This window comes from Campylobacter sp. VBCF_01 NA2 (genome assembly GCF_027797205.1).
Taxonomy (GTDB): Bacteria; Campylobacterota; Campylobacteria; order Campylobacterales; family Campylobacteraceae; genus Campylobacter_B.
Genome location: NZ_CP115607.1, coordinates 1437895 through 1459857 on the forward strand (window position 1 = coordinate 1437895; position 21963 = coordinate 1459857).

At 40.5% G+C, this 21963-nt stretch carries 25 protein-coding genes, 2 tRNA genes and 2 pseudogenes; 2 read left to right on the top strand and 27 right to left on the bottom strand.

The window, feature by feature from the left end; all coding sequences use genetic code 11:
• Window position 1 precedes the first annotated feature (1 nt).
• The 17 genes from PF027_RS07250 to PF027_RS07330 form a co-directional block, all read right to left on the bottom strand.
• The gene (locus PF027_RS07250; protein ID WP_270861440.1) at window positions 2-259 is read right to left on the bottom strand and encodes a phosphopantetheine-binding protein; all 258 of its coding nucleotides are present in this window, start codon (window positions 257-259) and stop codon (window positions 2-4) included.
• Window positions 256-996, bottom strand: a complete 741-nt coding sequence (locus PF027_RS07255; RefSeq protein ID WP_270868550.1) for a lysophospholipid acyltransferase family protein — start codon at window positions 994-996, stop codon at window positions 256-258. Before PF027_RS07255 ends, PF027_RS07250 begins: the two co-directional genes overlap by 4 nt.
• The gene (locus tag PF027_RS07260) at window positions 980-1660 is read right to left on the bottom strand and encodes a beta-ketoacyl synthase chain length factor (RefSeq protein ID WP_270872514.1); all 681 of its coding nucleotides are present in this window, start codon (window positions 1658-1660) and stop codon (window positions 980-982) included. The genes PF027_RS07255 and PF027_RS07260 overlap by 17 nt, the downstream gene beginning before the upstream one ends.
• On the bottom strand, window positions 1650-2072 hold the full coding sequence (locus PF027_RS07265; RefSeq protein WP_270872515.1) for an excinuclease ABC subunit A: 423 nt from the start codon (window positions 2070-2072) through the stop codon (window positions 1650-1652). Before PF027_RS07265 ends, PF027_RS07260 begins: the two co-directional genes overlap by 11 nt.
• A 19-nt stretch (window positions 2073-2091) precedes the next feature.
• Entirely contained in the window at window positions 2092-3321 is a 1230-nt protein-coding gene (locus PF027_RS07270; RefSeq protein WP_270872516.1) for a beta-ketoacyl-ACP synthase, read from the bottom strand.
• The gene (fabG, locus tag PF027_RS07275) at window positions 3315-4040 is read right to left on the bottom strand and encodes a 3-oxoacyl-ACP reductase FabG (protein WP_270868554.1); all 726 of its coding nucleotides are present in this window, start codon (window positions 4038-4040) and stop codon (window positions 3315-3317) included. The genes PF027_RS07270 and fabG overlap by 7 nt, the downstream gene beginning before the upstream one ends.
• Complete coding sequence (locus tag PF027_RS07280; protein WP_270872517.1) at window positions 4033-4458, bottom strand: ApeP family dehydratase; 426 nt, start codon at window positions 4456-4458, stop codon at window positions 4033-4035. The genes fabG and PF027_RS07280 overlap by 8 nt, the downstream gene beginning before the upstream one ends.
• Window positions 4455-5603: a beta-ketoacyl synthase N-terminal-like domain-containing protein gene (locus tag PF027_RS07285; RefSeq protein ID WP_270872518.1), complete on the bottom strand. Its 1149-nt coding sequence runs from the start codon at window positions 5601-5603 to the stop codon at window positions 4455-4457. Before PF027_RS07285 ends, PF027_RS07280 begins: the two co-directional genes overlap by 4 nt.
• Window positions 5584-5973, bottom strand: a complete 390-nt coding sequence (locus PF027_RS07290; RefSeq protein WP_270872519.1) for a hypothetical protein — start codon at window positions 5971-5973, stop codon at window positions 5584-5586. Before PF027_RS07290 ends, PF027_RS07285 begins: the two co-directional genes overlap by 20 nt.
• The gene (locus PF027_RS07295) at window positions 5970-7196 is read right to left on the bottom strand and encodes an NAD(P)/FAD-dependent oxidoreductase (RefSeq protein WP_270872520.1); all 1227 of its coding nucleotides are present in this window, start codon (window positions 7194-7196) and stop codon (window positions 5970-5972) included. Before PF027_RS07295 ends, PF027_RS07290 begins: the two co-directional genes overlap by 4 nt.
• A 2-nt stretch (window positions 7197-7198) precedes the next feature.
• Complete coding sequence (locus tag PF027_RS07300; protein WP_270872521.1) at window positions 7199-7744, bottom strand: 4'-phosphopantetheinyl transferase superfamily protein; 546 nt, start codon at window positions 7742-7744, stop codon at window positions 7199-7201.
• A gap of 20 nt (window positions 7745-7764) precedes the next feature.
• Window positions 7765-7840 (bottom strand) — tRNA-Phe (locus PF027_RS07305).
• Window positions 7841-7951: 111 nt separating this feature from the next.
• A complete protein-coding gene (gene rplT, locus PF027_RS07310; RefSeq protein ID WP_270858736.1) occupies window positions 7952-8308 on the bottom strand; it encodes a 50S ribosomal protein L20 in 357 nt (118 codons plus the stop codon).
• An 82-nt stretch (window positions 8309-8390) separates the two neighbouring features.
• A complete protein-coding gene (gene rpmI / locus PF027_RS07315; protein WP_270858735.1) occupies window positions 8391-8582 on the bottom strand; it encodes a 50S ribosomal protein L35 in 192 nt (63 codons plus the stop codon).
• A 90-nt stretch (window positions 8583-8672) separates the two neighbouring features.
• Entirely contained in the window at window positions 8673-9194 is a 522-nt protein-coding gene (infC, locus tag PF027_RS07320) for a translation initiation factor IF-3 (RefSeq protein ID WP_270858734.1), read from the bottom strand.
• Window positions 9191-11014 (bottom strand): threonine--tRNA ligase, encoded by a 1824-nt coding sequence (gene thrS / locus PF027_RS07325; RefSeq protein WP_270872522.1) that lies wholly within the window; start codon window positions 11012-11014, stop codon window positions 9191-9193. Before thrS ends, infC begins: the two co-directional genes overlap by 4 nt.
• Window positions 11015-11190: 176 nt before the next feature.
• A tRNA-Glu gene (locus PF027_RS07330) sits at window positions 11191-11265 on the bottom strand.
• Between the two features lie 127 nt (window positions 11266-11392).
• Here PF027_RS07330 and PF027_RS07335 point away from each other — a divergent pair.
• Both PF027_RS07335 and nfo read left to right on the top strand, forming a co-directional pair.
• A complete protein-coding gene (locus tag PF027_RS07335; protein WP_270868562.1) occupies window positions 11393-11878 on the top strand; it encodes a hypothetical protein in 486 nt (161 codons plus the stop codon).
• A complete protein-coding gene (gene nfo, locus PF027_RS07340; RefSeq protein ID WP_270872523.1) occupies window positions 11875-12717 on the top strand; it encodes a deoxyribonuclease IV in 843 nt (280 codons plus the stop codon). The genes PF027_RS07335 and nfo overlap by 4 nt, the downstream gene beginning before the upstream one ends.
• A gap of 161 nt (window positions 12718-12878) precedes the next feature.
• Here the strand turns inward: nfo and PF027_RS07345 are convergent, their stop codons facing one another.
• The 10 genes and pseudogenes from PF027_RS07345 to larA form a co-directional block, all read right to left on the bottom strand.
• Window positions 12879-13421 (bottom strand): YceI family protein, encoded by a 543-nt coding sequence (locus PF027_RS07345; protein ID WP_270872524.1) that lies wholly within the window; start codon window positions 13419-13421, stop codon window positions 12879-12881.
• Window positions 13422-13788: 367 nt separating this feature from the next.
• A pseudogene (locus tag PF027_RS08260) lies at window positions 13789-14376 on the bottom strand (anaerobic C4-dicarboxylate transporter family protein); the annotation flags it as partial.
• A 174-nt stretch (window positions 14377-14550) separates the two neighbouring features.
• Window positions 14551-15465, bottom strand: a pseudogene (locus tag PF027_RS08265) (anaerobic C4-dicarboxylate transporter family protein); the annotation flags it as partial.
• A gap of 140 nt (window positions 15466-15605) precedes the next feature.
• The gene (locus tag PF027_RS07355) at window positions 15606-16352 is read right to left on the bottom strand and encodes an SDR family NAD(P)-dependent oxidoreductase (RefSeq protein ID WP_270872526.1); all 747 of its coding nucleotides are present in this window, start codon (window positions 16350-16352) and stop codon (window positions 15606-15608) included.
• Window positions 16353-16361: 9 nt separating this feature from the next.
• Window positions 16362-16982 (bottom strand): L(+)-tartrate dehydratase subunit beta, encoded by a 621-nt coding sequence (ttdB, locus tag PF027_RS07360; protein ID WP_270872527.1) that lies wholly within the window; start codon window positions 16980-16982, stop codon window positions 16362-16364.
• On the bottom strand, window positions 16975-17850 hold the full coding sequence (gene ttdA / locus PF027_RS07365; protein ID WP_333720481.1) for a L(+)-tartrate dehydratase subunit alpha: 876 nt from the start codon (window positions 17848-17850) through the stop codon (window positions 16975-16977). Before ttdA ends, ttdB begins: the two co-directional genes overlap by 8 nt.
• 27 nt (window positions 17851-17877) lie before the next feature.
• Entirely contained in the window at window positions 17878-18624 is a 747-nt protein-coding gene (gene larB / locus PF027_RS07370; RefSeq protein ID WP_270865422.1) for a nickel pincer cofactor biosynthesis protein LarB, read from the bottom strand.
• Window positions 18611-19387: an ATP-dependent sacrificial sulfur transferase LarE gene (larE, locus tag PF027_RS07375; RefSeq protein ID WP_333720400.1), complete on the bottom strand. Its 777-nt coding sequence runs from the start codon at window positions 19385-19387 to the stop codon at window positions 18611-18613. The genes larB and larE overlap by 14 nt, the downstream gene beginning before the upstream one ends.
• On the bottom strand, window positions 19362-20564 hold the full coding sequence (gene larC / locus PF027_RS07380) for a nickel pincer cofactor biosynthesis protein LarC (protein WP_270872530.1): 1203 nt from the start codon (window positions 20562-20564) through the stop codon (window positions 19362-19364). The genes larE and larC overlap by 26 nt, the downstream gene beginning before the upstream one ends.
• The gene (gene larA / locus PF027_RS07385) at window positions 20561-21811 is read right to left on the bottom strand and encodes a nickel-dependent lactate racemase (RefSeq protein ID WP_270872531.1); all 1251 of its coding nucleotides are present in this window, start codon (window positions 21809-21811) and stop codon (window positions 20561-20563) included. Before larA ends, larC begins: the two co-directional genes overlap by 4 nt.
• Window positions 21812-21963: the final 152 nt, after the last annotated feature.

Sequence of the window (21963 nt, forward strand, 5' to 3'; positions counted from 1 at the left end):
TTTATTTCCTATTTTTTGATATAAAATCTGCCAAATTTACGACATTTGCGAAAATTTCTTTGACATTTTCAGTTTTTGAGTTTATAACAATGTCATATTTTTTTTGGATCAAAAGCCCAAGTTCGAGCGCATCGACGCTATCAAGCCCAAGTCCTTCTCCAAAAAGCGGTGCATTCTCGTCAATGTCGCTCACGCTCATATCTTCAAGGTTAAGCCCTGAGATAATCATCTCTTTAATCTCTAAAATAAGATCACTCATAAATCTTGCCTTTCATATAAATTTTGCATTTTTTCGTGTAATAATCTAACTCGAATCGGATTTGAACGAGATTTTTCAAATTCGCTCAAATCTAAATTTTCTAAAATATCCACTTCATATTTTATCTTATTTTGTGGCGTATCATACCACGATTGTCCTTTTTTTAAGCTTTTTGGAGACATTTTTATGCCTAGCGCGATTAGCTCTTTTGCGCAGTTTATGGCTATATAAAATGCGCCTTTTTGCATGCAAATTTTATCTTTCGTGCGAGTGCCTTCTGGGAAAATTATCAAATTTTCTCCATTTTGCAACGCTTTTTTTGATAGTTCTAGCATTTTTTCATTTTCTGTATTTAAAATATAATTTGCCGATTTTATCGCCCCAAATAAAAAAATATTTTTTGCTAAACTTGCCTTTACTATGCAATTTGCCCTGCGTATGTGAGATAAAAGCAACACAACATCGAGCAAGGACGGGTGGTTTGCGATGACGATAGCGCTATCTTTGCGAACAAATTTTGCTCTAAAATCTATTTTTGCGTATCCATAAAACACAATCAAATACAAAAACACTCGCCAAGCCACAAAAACCAAATCCCTAGCGAAATTTTCTATGATTTTAAATTTGTTTAATCGCAGTATTATTACGGGGATAAAAAAGAGATTTCCAACCATGCAAATAATGCCAAAACTTGCAAAGCATAACGCTACGCAAACTCGCCTAAATAGCAGTTTCATCGACCCATTTCCAGCTTAAATCTTGCTCTTTTGTAACCCAAGATTTTTTGTGATTTTTTAGATTTAGCAAAAATTCAAAATCGCTATTTTTAGTCAAATTTGCTAAATTTGGCTCGTTATTTGGCGAAATTTCAATGCTAAAATTTTTACCTTTTTCTACCACGACCAAAATCGCATAAATCAAATCTCCCACGCTCATAAGTTCATTATTTATGCTCTCAAAATAGCTAATAATCGCTATTTTATCAAATTCATCAAATTTAGCTACGGCATTTAAAATTCCGTTTTCTAGGCTTAAATTTGTAGAAATCGCTGAAATTTCGGCCCTATTTTTGGCAAAAATCGCATTTTGTGCCACAATCGCATTATGAACGCTAATGCAAAATGAAGCAGGAGAGAGCGGTTCAAGTCTAGCTAGGTTAGATTGCAAAGAAAAACAGCGATTTATCTCGCCGTGCTTTGAGCTAAAAATGACAGGCATTTCATCGCACTCTTTTAAGAGCGAAATGCAAAATCTAGCCCCTTTGCTAAGTCTTCTTCGCTCAATAGGGGCGATATGCGTTAAATCTGGACTTTTTTTGTAAATTTCAAGCTCACCTAAATTCGCGCCAGTATCGATAATAGCGTCAAATTTGGAAATATTAAAATAAACTTTATTTTGCAATATAACCTCTAAATGTCACGCCGACCATGATATTTCCGATACCACACTCAAATTCTTTATCGCTGACAAATTCGTGTTTGTAGTAATAACTCGATAAATTCACAGCCTTGTTTCCGCCCTCTCTTTTGGCCCTTTCTTGGAAACTTATCATAGCAGAAGCAAACGCTCTAAAACACGCCTCTTCCTCGCTTTTACCGACTTTGTTTGCCTTTTTGTTTGATGAAATTAAGCCTGTGATTTTTTTACCACCGCCTTTTTTACCAAAGCTTAGTTTCACGCTAGGATCTAGCACAGACTTGACAGCTGGATCGCTTAAAGCCTTTGAAATAGAAAATTTCTTAACTTCATTTTTTGCAAAAGCAAAATTCGCACAAACCGCCAACGCAGCAACAATACTCAAAAACTTTTTCATTTTTTCCTCCATTAAAAAATTAATTATCAAAATTTTTAAAAATCAAAGATGTATTAACCCCGCCAAATGCGAAGTTATTATTCATTACAAATTCGGTTTTTATCTCAGTAATATCGCGCAAATAGTTTAAATTTGCGCACTCGCAATCTACTTTATTTAAATTTAAATTTGGATAAAACCTACTTTGTTTCATCATCATTATACTAAAAAAACTCTCCAATGCCCCACACGCACCCAAAGTATGCCCAAGATAGCTTTTTAGCGAACTAATCGCCGTTTTTTCGCCAAAAAGCTCGTTTGTAGCGATACTTTCTGCGATGTCGCCTTGCTTGGTGGCTGTGGCGTGGGCGTTTATGTAGCCGATTTTTTCAGGCGTTAAATTGGCATCTTTTAAGGCTAAACGCATAGCTTCTTTCATCGTGGCACTTTGTGGTCTAGTAATGTGAGTGCCATCACAACTCGATCCAAAACCCACAATCTCAGCGTAAATTTTGGCATTTCTTTTTTTTGCGCTTTCTAAACTCTCTAATACTAGCATCGATCCGCCCTCGCCCAAAACCAGTCCGTCTCGCTCGCTATCAAACGGCGCAGAAGCTAAATTTGGCGTATCATTTTTGCAACTTGTCGCAAACAATCTATCAAAAACAAAGGCTTCGCTAGGGCAAAGCTCTTCTGCGCCACCGGCTAACATCATATCAATTTGTCCGTATTTTATGGCTTCATACGAATATCCTATGGCATGACTTGCACTCGTGCAAGCCGAACTTGTCGGAATCATACGCCCTTTAAGTCCATAAAAAATCGCTATATTTGCCGCCGTAGTGTGAGGCATCATTTTGACATAGGTATTTGCGTTAAAATTACTTGGCATACCAAGCATAAGTTTTACTGCTTCGCAAATCGACCCCGTGCTTCCTGTGCTTGACCCAGCTGCCACGCCCATTCGCCCGTCTTTTATGCTCTCGTTCTCTAAAAGCCCAGCATCTTTTAGCGCTAGACCTGCGGCTTCGACGGCGTATTGAGAAACTATCCCCAAAGAGCGAAGTTGTTTTCTATCCCACTCTTTGGGTGGTGCATAACCTATTATCGGAGCGGCTAAGCGAGTATTTAATTCACTCCCAAACCTATCCCACTCGCTCATAAATTTAACGGCATTTTGCTTAGCTTCAAATTTAGCTCTTATCTCGCTCCACTCACGCCCAAATGCACAAACATTTCCAAAACCAGTAACAACAACCCTATTTAACATAATCCGCCATTTACTCCTATTACTTGTCTTGTGATATAGCTAGCATTTTCGCTTAGCAAAAACTCAGCCAAAGCAGCCACTTCGTCTGCTTCTCCGATGCGACGAGCCGGGATTTGTTTGATTATCTCATCTTTTAACTCGCCCAAATCTGTCATAGCCGTATCTATTAGGCCCGGCGCTATGCAATTAACGGTTATTTTCCTACTTGCAAGCTCTATCGCCAAAGATTTTGCCGCTGCGATAAGACCTGCTTTACTAGCGGCGTAATTGCTCTGTCCGCGATTTCCCATGATTGCGCTAACTGAGCTCATTACGATTATTCTAGCCGGATTTTTTGCCCTTATCATCGGCATTAGTACGGGATTTAACACATTGTAAAAACTATTTAAATTTGTATCAATTACGCTTTTCCACTCGATCTCTTCAAGTCCAGCAAATGTGTTATCTCGCGTGATTCCTGCATTTAAAATCACGCCGTAATACACGCCGTTTTGCAAATCTTTTGTAAGAATTTCTTTTGCCCCCTCAGTATCTGCGACATCAAAATTTAAAATTTCAGGCTTTTTAGCTCCAAATTTGCAAATTTCATCCGCTACGGCTTGTAAATTTACCAAATTTCGCCCGTGCAAAACCACTTCATAACCGGCTTTTGCTAGTCTTAAAGCACACGCCTTGCCGATCCCCGCACTAGAACCTGTAATCAAAACCCGCTTATTCATTTATCGCCTTATCTAAAAATTCTTTGCTCGGATTTAACACACTCAAACTCGCCCTTGCAACGCACTCATTGCTAAGTAAAATTTCACAATCAAACACAAACATTCCTGCCCCGTCACTTAGGCTCTCCGTTGCTTTTATGATTAGCTCGTCGCCCACATTTACAAAAGGGCGGAAAATATCCATTTTGCGACAACTTAGCAAAAATCCAAGCTCGATTTTATCGTTGCTTCCTGCATACGCCGCGATTGATTGTGCCATTATTTCGATATATGTGTAGCTTTCAAGTCGTCCGTTTTCTACAAATGGCGAACCAGGTGGAATTTTCACAGCGCATACTATCTCGCCTTGCTTGATTTCTTTGATTTCGTCCAAAAAAACCATATATCCGCTTTGGGGCAAAATTGATTTTATATTCATATTTTTCCTATCACGCTAACTGCGTTGTCTCCGCCAAAAGCAAAGCTTAAATTTATCGCAGTTTTTATGTTTGTCTGTATTTTTTCATCTATTATATTTATTTTTGGCAAAATTTGCTCTTTATCGTAAATTTGAGGTGGCAAAATGCCGTTTTTTATGGCTTGGAAGCAAATTCCAAGCTCTATGGCTCCTGCTGCTCCTAGCGTATGCCCAAAAATCGGCTTACTCGAACTACACGGCGTGTTTTTTAAAGTGTCGCTTATCGCCACGCTTTCCATAATGTCGTTCGCATTTGTGCCTGTGCCGTGTAAATTTACATAATCCACTTTGTCCAAACCCGCTTTTTGCAAGGCTAAATTTATCGCCTCAATTTGCATAGTGGCATTTGGATTTGGCTGAGTTATATGAAAAGCGTCTGAATTTGCGTGGTATGAGAGCAAAGCAATGTCTGAAATCTCATCACGGCTTAGCAAAAAAACTCCCGCTCCTTCGCCCAAATTCGTGCCTTTTCGGTTAAGAGAGAACGGATTTAATCTCTCATCGCTTAGCACTCCAAGACTCTCAAATCCCAAAACGGTCAAAGTATCGATCCCGTCGCTCCCACCGCAAATCACAGCGTCGCAAATCCCGCTTTTTATAAGTCTTGCGGCTTCGATTACGGCTTTATTTCCGCTAGTGCAAGCTGACGAAATCCCCACAGCAACGCTTTTTAAGCCAAAAAAATCTCTCACGAAATTCGCAGGATTTCCCTGAGAGTTTTGCTCTGCATTGTATCCTTTAAATTCGCCAGTTTTTGCGTGATTTTCAAAGGCTTTAAAATTGCTTTGCACGCCTGTTACGGTCGTGCCAATGACCACACCGACGCGGTGTGAGCCAAATTTAGCAATCGCATTTTTAATCTCATTTTCAATCTGCATAAAAGCAAGAAACAAAATTTGATTTGTGCGGTTTGCAAAATCTTCTTTAAATTTAGGGCAAATTTGATCTAAATTTTGCGAAATTTTGCCCAAAACAAAGCTTTTGTTGTTATAAAAATTTTCTATTTTTTTTAGAGCTGAGTTTTTATCGCAAACTGCCTTAAATACGGCGTTTGTATCATTTCCGGCAGAGCTTATGAGCCCAGGACTACTTAGATAAATTTGCATTTTTGACCTTGTAAATTTGACCTTGCAAATTTAGCTCAAATTCGCTTTTTTCGATATTTTCAAGCAAATTTAAAAATAAATTCTCAGCCCCTTTATTTGGCGGTAAAAATCCGTCGTTTTCAAACTCCCCACAAATTTTTTCACCGCAATTATTTAAATGCAAAAATTTCCTTGCAATCGGGGCTTTTAGCATATCAAGCCAGATAAAATGATAAAATCCATCGCCGCTTCTAGCAAAAATTTGGCTTTTTACGCCGTCCTTTTCTACCAAAAAATGCTTTTGGCTAAATTTGGGCGTATCGCTAAGTGTAAATTTAGCAGCACACCCAAAAAACAAAAAAACCAAAAAAACGGCAATCAAAAATCTCATTTGCAAAGCTCAGCTAAGGTATCTAAATGCCTTTTCGCATCTTTTACAAATGGATTGCTTTTATCCCACGCATAACCCGCTAAAACCGAGCTTATGTAGCGTTTGATTTTGTGATCTTTTTTCGGATAATAAATCACATCTTGGAATTTGCCATCATACCAGCCATCGACATAAACTCTAAATGTATCAACGCCGCTCATTAGCTCTTTTGCGTAGTCATTTTCCCAATCAGCCTTGCCGTTTTTGATCTCGTCTATCACGCATTTTGCAGCGATTTTAGCTGAATACAATGCAATTGTAACGCCTGAGCTAAATACAGGATCTAAAAACTCAGTCGCATTGCCCAAAAGTGCGTATTTATCGCTATACAGACGGCTCACATTTTTTGAATATCCGTTGAGATTTCGCACAGGCGTATCCCAGAGAGCATTGTTTAAAAGCCTTTTTAGCATAGGGCATTCATAAACGCATTTTTTAAGAATTTCGGCGTTATTTTCAGGATTTATTTCTAAATTTGATGGATTTATGATATGTTTTTCGCCGACCACACCGATAGAACAACGCCCATTTGAAAACGGAATCAACCAAATCCAAACATCTCTATGAACTGGGTGAGTGGTGATTAAAATCTTATTTCTATCATAAAGCGGCTCGGTTATGTTATCCTCTATATGCGTGAAATACGCACTTCTAGGCGGTAAGTGAGACGGCGTTTCTAAATTTAAAAGTGTCGGCAAAATCCGTCCGTATCCGCTCGCATCAAGGACAAATTTGGCTTCTAAATTTTCGCTAATGCCGTTATTTTCCACGCTTAAAACTGCATTTTGTCCGCTAAAATCGACTGCTTTTACTTCGCATTTGTAAGTTACTTCTACGCCCAACTTTTGAACTTCATCGATTAAAAGTTTGTCAAAATCAGCCCTTGGGACTTGAAAAGTCGTCCCGCTTCCAACGCTTGATTTATCGCAAAAATCGATATATGTGTATTTTTCGCCCCACGAAAAAGCTGCGCCGTTTTTGTATTGAAATCCGTAGTTATAAACAGCGTCTAATAGACCTGCTTCTTCAAGGATGTTGTTGCAGTTTGAGAGCAAACTCTCGCCAATGACGAATTTTGGCATGGTTTCTTTTTCCAAAACTCGCACTTTAAGACCGGCTTTATGCAAAAATGCCGCCGCCACGCTACCACTTGGTCCAGCACCAATTACCAAAACATCATACATTTTTATCCTTTGAAACAAATTGAAATTAAAAACTGATTATAGAGTAAATATGTTTTAAATCGGATAAATTTTTCCTTGTGATTTTTGGCTTTGATTTCGTTTTTATTTCCAGTCAGCCCAACCCTTGCAAGGTCGCTAAATGCGAGATTTTCGAGCTTGATTATAGCTTCTTTAATAGTGTAAATTTGATAAAAAAGGATTATTTTTTCGCTTTTATCGCAAATTTGCATTAATTTTTTTTCAAATTCGTTAAAACAAAAATCAATCACACTGTCAAAATCTCGCTCCGCTAAAATCTCCAAATCAAGCCCAAATTTTTTATTTGAAAACCCAACTGTGGCGATATGGAAATTTTGCAAATTTTCATCAAATTTTTTATGCGAAATGCAAAACTTGCCCCGTTTTTTAATGCGTGATTTAATAGAACGAGAAAGCAAAAAATCAGCAGAATTTTTACGGGATTTATATAGTTTTTTATCTTTCTTATCTAGTTTTGATTTATCAAATTTAAAGATTTTATCGCTAATATAGATTTCAAATCGTTGCATAATTTTATCTGAATAAAAAGTGGTGGTTAGAGGCAGAATCGAACTGCCGACACGCAGATTTTCAGTCTGCTGCTCTACCGACTGAGCTATCCAACCACGAAATAAAGGGGGCATTGTATTCAAACCCCGCTTAAAATCTATTTAAACGAGCCAGAATACAAAATTTAAAAGGGAGAATTTCAAGAAAAAATCTTGAAATTCAAAAAATTATTTTAAAGCAGCCTTTGCTTTATCGGCTAATGCAGCGAAAGCCTTAGCATCGTTCATAGCAAGGTTTGCTAGGATTTTTCTATCTAATTCGATATTTGCAAGTTTAAGACCGTGCATAAATTTAGAATAGCTAATATCGTTGATTCTGCAAGCAGCGTTAATTCTAACGATCCATAGTCTGCGGAAGTCGCGTTTTTTCGCGCGTCTGTCGCGGTAAGCATAAACCAAACTTCTTTCTAATTGTTCTTTGGCTTTTCTGAAATGTTTTCTTCTTGCGCTATAAAAACCGCGAGCAAGTTTTAAAACTTTATTGTGTCTGCGTCTTCTAACAACGCCTGTTTTTACTCTTGCCATATTAATCCTTTCTTAAATGGCGCCCATTTTTGGGTCTTTCCCTATCTTAGGGGAGTTTGAATGACTAGGTCAAAAACTAAAATTATTTACAAAGCATAAGCTTAACAGCTCTAACATTTGTAGAATCTACATAATGTGGGCCGCGCAAATCTCTTTTACACTCGCTAGACTTTTTAGTCAAGATATGGCTGCGGAAAGCTGAACCGCGTTTAATCTTGTTTTTGCCTACTTTAAAGCGTTTTGCTGCGCCACGCACACTTTTCATCTTTGGCATGTTTATCCTTTTTTTTAAGATAAGCTGTGATTATATAATAAAATTTTAAATTTCTGCTGAAATTTAAAAATATTTAAGCTACGCCGAAATTTAAGACTTTTTCGGCGTAATTAGCATACTCACATATCTTCCCTCTAAAATCGGGGCTTTGTCGCGTTCTGCGCTACCTGCGAAATTCTCTTCCCAAATTTTGTTTAGCAAATTTACGCCAATCTCAGGAGTGCTCATCTCGCGACCCTTCAAAAACACGCGAAGTTTGACATGTTTGCCAGAATCTAGGAATTCTTTTGCGTGTTTTACCTTGTAATTCACATCGTTTTGAGCGATTTTTGCCGAAAATTTTATCTCTTTAATCTCGATGATTTTCTGTTTTTTCTTGGTCTCTTTTAGCTTTTTTTCTTGTTGATAACGGAATTTACTATAATCCATTACCTTGCACACTGGCGGTTTCGCATCTGGCGCGATTAGCACGAGATCGACACCTTGTTTGCTTGCGATTTGCAACGCCTCATCTAGCGAGATTACGCCGTATGCTTCACCATCTTCGCCGATACATCTAACTTCATCAGCCTCGATTTCTTCGTTTAGAAAAACTTCTTTTTTGCTGCTCAAAAATTCACCTCATTTAATTTGTTTTGCACGAAATCCAAGAACTCGCTAAGCCCTAAATTTCGCTGTTCGCGCGCACGCCTATCACGCAATGCGACGCTACGATTAGCCACTTCGTTATCGCCAAGAACGATGATTAATGGCACCTTTTGCTTTTCGGCTGTTCTGATTTTTTTATTTAAAGTTTCGTTTTTGGTTAAAATCTCAGTGTCTATGCCCAATTCGCGCAACATAGCTGAAATCTCTTTTGCATACGCGCTGTGCGCTTCACCAATCGGGATAATCGCCACTTGTGTCGGGCAAATCCAAAACGGAAGCTCGCCAGCTGTGTGTTCGATCAAAATTCCTATAAATCTCTCAAAGCTTCCCAAAATCGCTCTGTGAAGCATGACAGGCTGTTTTTTCTCATTATTTTCATCGATATAGCCTAGCTCGAAGCGATTTGGTAGGTTGAAATCCACCTGCACGGTGCCACACTGCCATTTTCGACCCAAAGCGTCTGTGATTTTTATGTCGATTTTCGGACCATAAAACGCACCGCCGCCCTCGTCGATACCGTATTTAAAGCCCTTTTCATCAAGCGCTTCTTTAAGCGCTTTTGTAGCAATCTCCCAGACTTCATCATCGCCCACAGCTTTGGTAGGTTTGGTTGAAATTTCCATTTCGTAGTTGAAATCAAACGCGCCCATTAGCACATCGACAAAGTCCAAAATTTCATAAACATTTTCTTTGATTTGGCTTGGCATACAAAAGATATGCGCGTCATCTTGGGTGAATTCGCGCACTCTAAATAACCCATGCAAAACGCCTGATTTTTCGTGTCTATGCACGACGCCGTATTCGCAAAATTTAAGTGGCAAATCGCGGTATGAGCGAATTTCGCTTTGATAGACTTTGATATGACCCACGCAGTTCATCGGCTTGATGCCGTATTCTTGCTCTTCGATCATCGTAAAATACATATTTTCTTTGTAATTTGTGTAGTGTCCGCTGATTTGCCACGCGTCAGATTTTAGGATTTCAGGGCCTCTGACTGGCTCGTAACCGCGGCGGCGAAGCTGGCGATATAGCCTTTCTTCGAGTTTTACGCGCATTTTCGCGCCCGCTGGCAACCAAATCGGAAGTCCAGCGCCGATTTCTTCATCAAATGTGAAAAATTTCATCTCCGCACCAAGCTTGCGGTGATCGCGCTTTTTAGCCTCTTCGAGCATTGTTAGGTGATTTTTTAGGCTCTCTTTATCGGCAAAAACCACGCCGTAAATTCGAGTTAGCATTTCGCGTGTCTCATCGCCACCCAAATACGCACCCGCAATCCTAGTTAGCGCGAAATTTCGCAAAAATTTGGTGTTTGGCACATGCGGTCCGCGACAAATATCCTCAAAATCGCCTTGCGCATACAAACTCACTTCGCCCTCTGGGATTCGCTTCAAAACCTCGACTTTTAGATCGTCCTCGGCGTATTTTGCGCTAACAGCGCCTTTGGTAGAGCAAATTTTAACTATATCTTGCTTGGCTTCGGCTAGCTCTTTCATTTTTTTCTCAATCGCCTTCAAATCGTCCTCGCCAAGCTTCTCGCCGTCAGCCTTGCTCACGCGCATATCATAATAAAATCCATCTTCAATCGCAGGACCGACGAAAAATTTCGCGTCTGGGTAGAGTGATTTGACAGCTTGTGCTAACAAATGCGCGCATGAGTGGCGAAGCACTTTTAGCGCGTCAGCAGAGTTATCGAAAAATATCGGTTCTGCGCCATCTGCGCCATCGCCGATACTTTGGGTATCATAAATTTCACCATTAAATTTATATGCGATAATGTCGCTCATTTTTTTCCTTTTTTACCAAATTTATCTTTTCTACAATAAAAGAATAAGCTGTAATTTTAGCCAATACAACCTTAACCATAAATTTAAATTTGGCTAAATTTTAAGAAATTTTAAGCGAATTTTGAATTTTCATTAAATTTTGATTTGAAATTTAATTTTTGGATTTTGTATTTTAGTGGTGACCCCTACGAGATTCGAACTCGTGTTACCGCCGTGAAAGGGCGATGTCCTAACCGTTAGACGAAGGGGCCACTTAATTCGGTTAAATTAAAATGAACGATTATTTTATATAAATTGCGCTTAAATTTCACTTAATAAAGCTGGAATTTTTATAAATTTCGCTAAAATGAAAATATTAAAATTTAAAAAAGGACAAAAATGAAAAAAATAAATTTGATTTTTGCTGGATTTTTGGGAATCGGGGCAGTGTTTTGTGGTTGCGCCAAGCTCACCCCGCAAAAAACGCAAGCGGTGGCATTTTCGATAATTTCGCCAAATTTGCGCCTAAACGACACTGGATTTATTAGAAGTTTTAAAAACCAAACCGAGTTGCAGGTCTATTCTAGCGGGGTTAGCGTGCTTTCCTTGGTCGCAAAAAACGAAAGCGTGTGCATGAATAATGCCTGCGATGATGAGCCAACTTTCAATGAGAAATTTTTCAAAAACGCCCATTACAAGGGATTTTTGGGCGAAATTTTGGGCGCAAAGGCAATCTATGGCGCGAAAAATTTAGCCAAAACAGATTGCGGATTCGAGCAAAATTTGGGCGAAATTTCATACAGCGTCTGCGATGATAGTGGCAAAATTATCAAATTTAGCGACAAAAAAGCCGGGGTAAAAATCAGCGTAAGGGAGCTTTTATGAAGCGTGTCGGAGCCCATGTAAGCGCTGCTGGCGGGGTTTTTAACGCTCCACTTAACGCGCAAAAAATCGGCGCAGACGCGTTTGCGCTTTTTGTCAAAAATCAGCGCCAGTGGAGCGCAAAACCGCTTAGCGATAGCGATATAGCGCAGTTTCGTACAAATCTCGCCACCACTGGCATACGCGCAGAGCATATCCTAGCCCACGATAGCTATCTCATAAATCTAGGCCACCCAGACCCCACGCTTCGCCAAAAAAGCCTTGAAGCCTTTGTCGATGAAGTGCAGCGTTGCGAAAAGCTTGGCATAAAACTGCTAAATTTCCACCCGGGCTCACATTTAAATGAAATTTCGCCCCAGCAGTGTCTGCAAAATATCGCAGAGTGCATAAATTTCGCTATCGCAAACACTAGCAGTGTCAAACTCGTCATCGAAAACACAGCAGGCCAAGGCTCAAATTTAGGCTTTGAATTCGCCCAAATCGCCTACATAATCGCGCACGTAAGCGACAAAACCCGCATTGGCGTTTGTATCGACACCTGCCACGCCTTCGCCGGCGGATACGACTTTCGCACGAAAGACGCCTATGAGCGCACTATGAGCGAATTTGACCGCGTCATCGGCTATAAATTTTTATCTGGCATGCACCTAAACGACACCAAAAACGACCTTGGCGTGCGCAAAGACCGCCACGAGAGCCTTGGGCGCGGATTTTTGGGGCTGGCAAGCTTCGAAAACATTATGAACGACAAAAATATCGATGAAATTCCGCTCATTTTAGAGACGATTGATGAGAGTATTTGGGCGGACGAAATCGCGCTATTACGCTCGTTTGTGCGCTAAATTTAGCCAAATTTTGCTACCGCAAGTTTTTAAATACTGCGCCGAAATTTCGGGCGCAGTATTGCAGAGTTGCGTAGCGAAAATTTAAAATTTAAATAAAAAAGGGAAATTTAGCGATTTGCTAAATTTCCTAAAATTTGCAATGAAATTTGCGTAAAATTTTACTTCGCCACAGCTTCGATTTCGATAGAAATTTTTATATCATCGCCTAGCATCGCAGTGCCGCTACCTGGGGCGAAATTAAAATCAGAGCGTTTGATTTTGCCCTCTAAACTAAATCCGATTTTAGCCTTATCGCCCTGTTTTGCCTCGCCACCAAAATCATAGTCAAACTCGACCTCTTTGCTCACATCGCGGATCGTTAGCTCGCCTTTGACCTTATCAGGCGCGAACTCTTTCATCTCAAATTTCATATCAGGAAACTTTTCCGAGCCGAAAAAATCGTCCGCTTGCAAGTGTGCGTCGCGTTTTTCGTTGTCAGTAAAAACTGAGGCGGTTTTGACCACGGCGCTTAGTTTGTTTAGCTTGCCGTTCTCGGCGTCAATCTCTGCGCTAAAATCCTTGAAGTTTCCAACCACATTGCTAATGCTCATGTGTTTGATCTTAAAACCTACGCTAGAATGGGCGTTATCGACCTCGTAAGGGGCAGCGTTTGCTAGCATTGCGCCAAGCGCGCATGCACTTAGAATTGAGACAATTTTCATTTTTTCTCCTTTTGAAAAATTTAAAATTTGGATTTTAGCTTATATTTATTAATAAAAATTATTTATAAGAAATTTTATGCGAGAAAGGTGCGAAAAATATAAAAATCTATTTTTATCCTTTCTTTTGTAATTGATTTTGTAATTGATTAAAAGCACAATATTTGAAAGTGTGCAATACACTACGATTAGCAATACATACACACTCCGTTGTTTGTATAATTTTTGGCATTGAATTTTTTAAATTCTTCCTCTAATGCCTGTATGTCAATATCGGCGTTTTGCATAATTTGACTTAATAAATATTTGAAATAAAATTTAGAAATTTAGAAGAAAAGTTGTCTGCGAGTTTCCTCGCAGACAAGAGCTATTACATATATCCGTAGAAATGAGCTAGGATATAGCCTAGGAAGCATGAGCTAAATACGCCGATGAAACCAGGGATAATGAAGCTGTGGTTGATAACATATTTACCGATTTTTGTTGTGCCTGAGCGGTCGAATTGGATCGCAGCAAGGTCGCTTGGGTATGTAGGTAAGATGAAATAACCATAGCATGCAGTTGCGAACGCAATGATTGTTCCTGGATTTACACCGATAGCAATCGCTAGTGGGACGAAAGTCGCAGCAGCAGCAGCTTGTGAGTTAAGGAATTTTGAAATCAACATACCAACTACAATGTATGTAAATGGATATGCTTGCATTACCTTACCAAGTGAGCCAGCCAGCATATCGATATGAGCGTGGAACATAGTATCGGCCATCCATGAGATACCATAAATCGCAACAAGCGCAATCATACCGCTGTGGAAGATTTCGTTTTGAGCGATTGTGCCGGCTTTGATACCTGAATAAATCATCATAATAGCAGCAGCAAGGAGCATAAACATTTGGATAGTATCAACCATACCAAGAGTTTTTGAGCCTTTTGTGCTTGTAGCTACATCAATTTTTGCGTTTTCGTAAGTTTTTGTTTCGCCTTTTGCATTTACATAAGTTACTTTTGCACCGTCTTGGCTAACTTTGTAAGTTTTGCCGTCTTTATCTTTAACCTCTACGCTTTGAGCACTTTGAGTTAATTTAGATTTATCTTTTTTAACGCTCATTTTTGTCTCAGCACCGCTTAACATCATAGTTCCGTCGCTGATTTTTACTTTGTCTAGGACTTTTGAGCTATCGCCTGCATCTACGATATTAACGATAGCAGCGTCTTTTGAGATAGACCATGTCGGGCGAAGTTGTTTGTAATAACCCAAAACCGCAACAACAACGATTGCTGAAAGGAAGATATACATAACATTCCATTGTTTTTGTGGAAGTTTAACACCGATAAGTGATTTAGCATCGTCAGAACCATAGATGATTTTTCTTTGCTCTGGATCTTTAAGTTTAGCTTGGAATTCCTCATCTTTTTCAAGGCTTTTACCGCGGAATACTGAGTATGTGCTGATACATAGCATACCAAAGAAAGTAGAAGGAATAGTTACTTTAAGAAGGTCAAGGTAGCTAGAAAATCCCTCGATTTGAGCACCAGCGCCTAGCAATACAGCCACGATAGAAACACCAGCAACTGAAACTGGGCTAGCGATAATTGCTAATTGTGATGAAACGGTAGTAGCTGCCATTGGACGCTCTGGGCGCACACCACTTTTCATAGATACATCGTAGATAATCGGCAAAAGTGTATAAACTGTGTGACCAGTACCGCAAAGAACTGTCAAAGTCCAAGCACACATTGGTGCAACATAACAAACTAATTTTGGATTTTTTCTCAACGCTTTTTCAGCAAGTTGAAGCATAACATCCAAACCACCCGCAGCCTGCAATGTAGCTGAGGCGACAACAACTGCAAGGATTGTCAAAATAACATCAACGGCTGGTTTGCCCGGAGACATTTTGAATAAAAATACGAGTATAACTAAACCTATACCACCTAAAATACCAAGGGCCATACCACCCTTTTTGGCACCATAAAACAGACACGCCAAAACTATTATCAACTGAATAGTAAATTGGACGCTCTCAGACAAACCTGTAAGAAACTCCATCGCTTCTTCCTTTCCTTAAAAAATACTTATTTTATTATATCAATATTTCTTTTAAAGAAATATAAATAAAATTCAAAATATTGAATTTTTATAGAATAAGTGTTAAAAATTTATTTATAATACTTATTCAAAATTTAGAGTTATCTTTTCTCTACATGTAATCCAGCCCAAGTTTGCGCTGTCGCCATAGCCTCGACGATATTTATATTGACATGATGAGGCATATTTATGCAATTTAGCACGATTTGTGCTATATCCTCTGCTTTAATCGGATCTGTGTTTTCATAGACCTTTTTCGCTCTTGCTTTATCGCCTTTAAATCTCACATCGCTAAATTCAGTCTCGCAAATACCCGGCGCGATCTCTGTTACGCGAATACCAGTGCCGATTAAATCGTTTCTGATATTTCTGCTAAATTGCTTCACAAACGCCTTGCTTGCGCCATAGACATGGCTTCCAGGATATGGCCATGCACCAGCAGTAGAGCCGATATTGAAAATATAGCCATTGCCACTTTGCAAAAGTAGTGGCAAAACTGCCTTTGTAGTGTAAATAACGCCCTTGATATTCGTATCGACCATAGTCTCTAAATCCTCGATTTGAGCGTCTTTAATGCCATCTAGACCAAGCGCAAGACCAGCATTATTTACCAAAATTTCGACATCTCTATACTCACTCGGCAAATTCTCCACAGCCTTGAAAATTTCATCTTTATTTCGCACATCAGCTGCGATTATATGGGTATTTCCTAGCTCTTTGACCAAATTTTCTAATCTCTCTTTTCTGCGCCCAAGAGCGATGATTTTATAGCCCTCTTTACTCAAAATTCTAGCTATCGCTTCGCCAAAACCACTCGTCGCGCCTGTAATAAAAGCTGTTTTTTTCATAATTTTTCCCTATTTTATAAAGCTAACTTCTGGCAAAATTTCAGCCAACGCCTCATCTTTTTTCTTGTTAAATTCAACCTTATTTTTCTCAAAAAGATTATTGCCTTTCGCGTCGATTGATACGATTAGCGGGCCAAATTCTTTGACTTTGCAATTCCACAAGGTCTCTGGCATACCAAGCTCCATCCAATCAGCGCTTACGATTTCCTCGACCTCCATAGCAGCGATTACTGCGCACCCTGCCGGGAAAACGCAGTGCAATGCGCCAAAATCCTTGCAACCATTTTCTGTATTGCTAGCCATTCCACCCTTACCCACGATTATTCTAACGCCTGTTTTTTCGATAAATTCATACTCGAATTTCTCCATACGCATACTTGTCGTAGGTCCTACCGAGACGATTTCGTATCTATCCTCGCCACCAGCGCTTGTTTTTTTAATAATTGGGCCTGCGTGCAGTATCGCCCCACCATGGATATCAAGTGGCAAAGGCATATTTTTTTCGACCACACGCCTATGAGCCACATCGCGACAAGTTACGATATTTCCGCTTAGATAAATGATATCGCCAATTTTAATATCCTCTAAATCCTCCCTAGAAATCGGAGTTTGCAAAATTTTCTTATTCATATTTATAGTCCTTATGAGATGTCACGGTAAAGCTTAAATCGCCGTTCCAAACGATATTCGCGCGTCTGTGCGACCAACAGCCTGTATTTACAGCCACAGCGATGACTGAGGGGTGACGGGCTGAGTTTTCGATATGCACGCCAAGCACCGAGCTAGCTCCGCCCATGCCTTGCGGGCCAAGGCCGATTTTGTTAATGCCATCTTCTAGCAATTTTTCGGTTTTTGCAGCGCGCTCGTTTGGATTATGTTTTCCAAGCGGACGAAACAAAGCTTTTTTAGAAAGCAATGACGCCACATCTATCGAGGTTGCCACGCCCACGCCCACGACTAGCGGCGGACAGGCGTTTAGGCCATAGCTTGTCATTATATCCATTACGAATTTCACCACGCCCTCATAGCCCATACCAGGCATTAGCACGCCGGCCTTGCCAGGAAGCGTGCAACCACCTCCTGCCATGTATGTATCAATCTCGCATTTATCGCTACCAGGGACTATTTCCCAAAAGATCGAAGGCACATCTTTTCCGATATTTTTGCCGGTGTTGTATTCATCAAAGGTCTCGACGCTGTTGTGGCGAAGTGGAGCCTCCTGTGTCGCTCGCAAGACGCTTTCACGCAAAATTTGCTCTAATTCGCCAATTAGCGGGAATTTCGCGCCACATTTTACGAAAAACTGAATCGCGCCAGTATCTTGACAAGAGGGGCGGTTTAGCTTTTTGGCAAGCTCTTGGTTTTTAAACATTGTCTCATAAATCGTCTTTGCTAACGGCGCATTTTCTTTGCTCGCTAGCTCCTTTAATTTCGCCGTGACATCATCTGGCAAAATTTTGCCACTGTATCCGACGAGACTAGCCATGACGGCGGTCATTTTCTCTACATTTTCCACGCTCTCTCCTTATAAATGGTTGATTATACTCGCATTATACGCTGCGCCGTATCCGTTGTCGATATTTACGACACTAATGCCGTTTGCGCACGAATTTAGCATACCAAGCAAGGCTGCCACGCCACCAAAACTCGCCCCATATCCCACGCTCGTAGGCACGGCGATAACTGGGGCTTTGACAAGGCCTGCAATCACGCTAGGAAGGGCTCCTTCCATGCCTGCTATGACGATTAGGACTTTGGCTTTTTGGATTTCATCAAGCTTCAAAAACAGCCTATTTATCCCAGCCACGCCCACATCGGTGATTTTGCGCACATCATTACCCAAAAATTTCGCCGTCTCGTATGCCTCTTCCACAGCGTAAGAATCAGATGTGCCAGCCGAAATGATACCGATATAACTTTCGGTAAGTTTTGGCTCGTTTATGATAATGCTTATCGTGCGACCGACCTCGTTAAATTTAGCAAGCGGGAAGTCTTTTTGCAAAATTTCAGCCACCTGCGAATTTGTGCGCGTGATTAGGACATTGTTGCCGTTTTTCACACACTCGCGCGCGATTGCCAAAATCGCCTCAGCACTTTTACCCTCGCCATAAATCACCTCGCCAACCCCACTTCTAAGCTCTCTTTGCATATCGACCTTAGCGCAGCCGATATCAGAAAATGGGTAGTTTGCGAAATACTCGACGACCTTTTCATCAGAAATTTTGCCACCCTTGATTTGGGCGATTAAGTCCAAAATTTCAGCCTTTTTCATTTAAAACTTCCTTTCTAAAACCCTTTAAATCGAGCAAAATTTCATCAATTTGCGAAATTTCATCTATTTTTTGAATAATTTTTGCAAAATTTTCACTCGCCACGAATTCGCTCATCAGCGCTCTTGGCATTTCGATTTTTAAATTTCGCCCATTAAAGCGCGCTCTGATGTTTGAAAAGCCGTTTTGTATGAGTAAATTTTCCACACGCTCGATTAATCTCAAATCATCTGCGCTAAATTCGCGCCCGTGAGGCAAGCGAGTCAGCAAGCACGCAAAGCTAGGTAAGTCCGCACTTTCTAGGCGCAGGGTGCGTGAATACTCCCTAATTTGGGCTTTGGTTAAATTTATCAGTGGCGAAATGACGCCAAGCTCGCGCACGGCGCGAAGTCCTGGGCGATCTTCGCCCAAATCATCTTTGTTTGTGCCGTCTGCGAAATTTGAAAATCCCAAATTTCGCCCAAATTTAATTAAATTTTCGAATAAATTTCTTTTGCATAAATAACAGCGATTTTGCGGATTATTCGCGATTTCTTGCGGGGTTTGGAGTTCTAAAATTTCGTGGCGAAATTTGTGAATTTTAGCAAAATTTATAGCCTGCGAAATTTCGCGTTCGCTCATATATGGCGTTTTTATGGTAAGCGCGATGAAATTTGCGCCCAAGATTTCACTTGCCACGCAGGCTAAAAACGAGCTATCCACCCCGCCAGAAAAGGCCAGGGCGAGATTTTTAAGCCCTCTAAGCTCTTCCTTTAAAGTTTCCATTTTCATACTCTTTGATCGCCGCAGCTCGCACCGTAGCGATATTTGTGCCAAATTTTTGTGCCAAATTTTTGCAATCATCAAATTCGGGTTTGATTTTTTCTCCACCCTCAAATTTGCAAATTTTAATCCTAACCTCGCCGAATTTTGTATTCACAGCGCGAATTTGGCGCGGAAGTTCTGTTTTTTGCACAGAAATTTCGCGCACCCCAATCGCCGTGGTATGGCGAAAAATCAGCTCTTTTAGCGCGGGCGCGTCGCAAGATTTAGCTAGCACGCTAAGCTTCGTGCCAAGGCGCGATTTTTTCATATTCACAGCCTCGCTAAACACATCAAGTGCGCCAGCATTTAGTAAAATTTCACTCGCTAACGCCAAGCCCTCAGCGTCCATATCATCGATATTTGTCTCGATTAAAACCTGCCCTGATTGAGCCAAGCGCTCATCTTCGCAAATCATAATTTTAAGCAAATTTGCGAATTTGGTTTCCTTGCTTCCAGCCCCGTATCCAGTGCGCAAAATTTTAGCGCTAAATTCGGCGCAAAATTCGCTCGTTAGAGCCTTTGCGATACCTGCGCCAGTAGGTGTAGTCTGCTCGAAATCACCGCCAAATTTCACAGGCACGCCAGATAAAATTTCACTTACCGCGGGTGCTGGCACGCTTAAAATTCCGTGAGCGCACTTCACAAATCCCCCGCCAAGTGCAAGTGGCGAGCAAAGCACGCGTGAAATCCCAAGCGATTCGAAGCAAATCACGCTTCCTACGATATCGACTATACTATCGGTGCAGCCAACCTCGTGGAAATGGACATTTTCTAGGCTACTTTGGTGGATTTTTGCCTCCGCTTCGCCGATGATAGTGAAAATTTCGATTGATTTTTCTTTTACAAATTCGCTTAAATTTGAAGAATTTATTAAATTTACAATGTCTTTAAAAGTGCGTCCATGCTCATGAAAATGGGGCGTCGTGCTCCATTTGCGCTTTAAAATCACATCTACTTTCGTAGCGCTTATGCCGGATTTTAAAACCTTTTTGGCGCAAATTTCATACTCATTAGAAATTCCTAACTTTTCGAGGCTGTGTTTTAAGAAGCCAAAATCTACGCCAAGGTCGATAAATGCGCCAAGGCACATATCTCCGCTAATGCCACTGGCGCAGTCTAAATAGATAAATTTACTCAAATTTTTGGAACCGTCATTGAACCAAATGGCAAAATCACAATCTTAGCGTCTTTGCCCTTTTCGCTAAGCGCGTCATCTAGGGCTTTTTGCAAATCATGGTATGGCTTTAAATGCACAGCTCTCATCTCATCGTCGCTTAGATCGCTAACCGCCCAAGTCTGCGCCCAAAGCCCAATCTCAGCCATTTTGCCAGCTTTATGATAGCCTAGATGAAATTCCTCTTGGATTTTTTCTAGCACTTTTTGCGGCGTATCGGCTGATGCCATGAGGTTAAAAAACGGCTTAGGGCCGATACCTGTGCGACATTTGGCCACCATGATAAGCACGCCACCCTCTGCCAGGGCTAGTTTGCCGTTATCTAGCGCTTTTTGGGCTTGGTATAAATCCACATCCATTGGATATGGGGCTACTGAGATTACGATATCGGCTTTTTGAGGGATTTTGACGCAAAATACCTCTTCTGCTTTTTGAATACAATCATAAAATGTATCGTTTAAATCGCCACTATTTACATAATAAATATTATGGTCGCTATCTAGCACCGTCATAATCGCAAATACATCGATATGAGTTAGCACCTTCATCGCATCGACCATATCCTCATGCACAGGATTGCCCTCTAATCGCAAAGCCTGCGCGTCGTGGCTAAGGGCTAGTTTGTGGTTTTGCTCGATAGTTTCGTATTTGGCAACGCCTGGCAAAAACGCCTTTCTGCCGCCTGTGTAACCCGCGAAATAGTGCGGTTCGACTGAGCCGATTGGGATAACTTTTTTCGCGTTTGCTACGATTTTGTTTAGATACATTTGGGTTTTGTTGCTACTCTCGCCCAGATAGACCATTTCATCGTTTTTAGAATCGTGGCTGTGAGCCTCGCCTTTGGCCTTGACCTCAGCCCAAATTTCTTTTGAAAAGATCATCTCATACTCATCTTCGGTCGGATCTCTGTGGCAGCCGTTTGCGATGATAAAGGTTTTCTTTTTGTCCCTGATTTTTGGATAAATTTCTTTTAAAATTTTAGATGTCGGAGTTGGGCGCGTGCCGTCATTTACGATGATTACAATCTCTTCATCACCACTGATAAACTCATCAAAAGTTTTTTGATTGATTGGATTTTGCATTGCTTTTTTGATAAGCTCAGCCTCGTCAAATTTCTCAACCTTATTCGGATTGAAAATCCCCAAAAGATTTTTTTCGTCAAAATTTATGTTTAAAACATCATCTTTGCCATAACGAATTGGAACTTGCATTTTTCACCCCTTGATTAAAATTGAATTTTTCGATTGTATCAAAAATTTTATTTAAAAGAGATTTATGTCACAAAAATTTAACTTAATTATCAAAATTTAAGGTTTTTTAGCGATAAAAAACCTTGCTAAACGCAAATTTAGCAAGGCGAAAA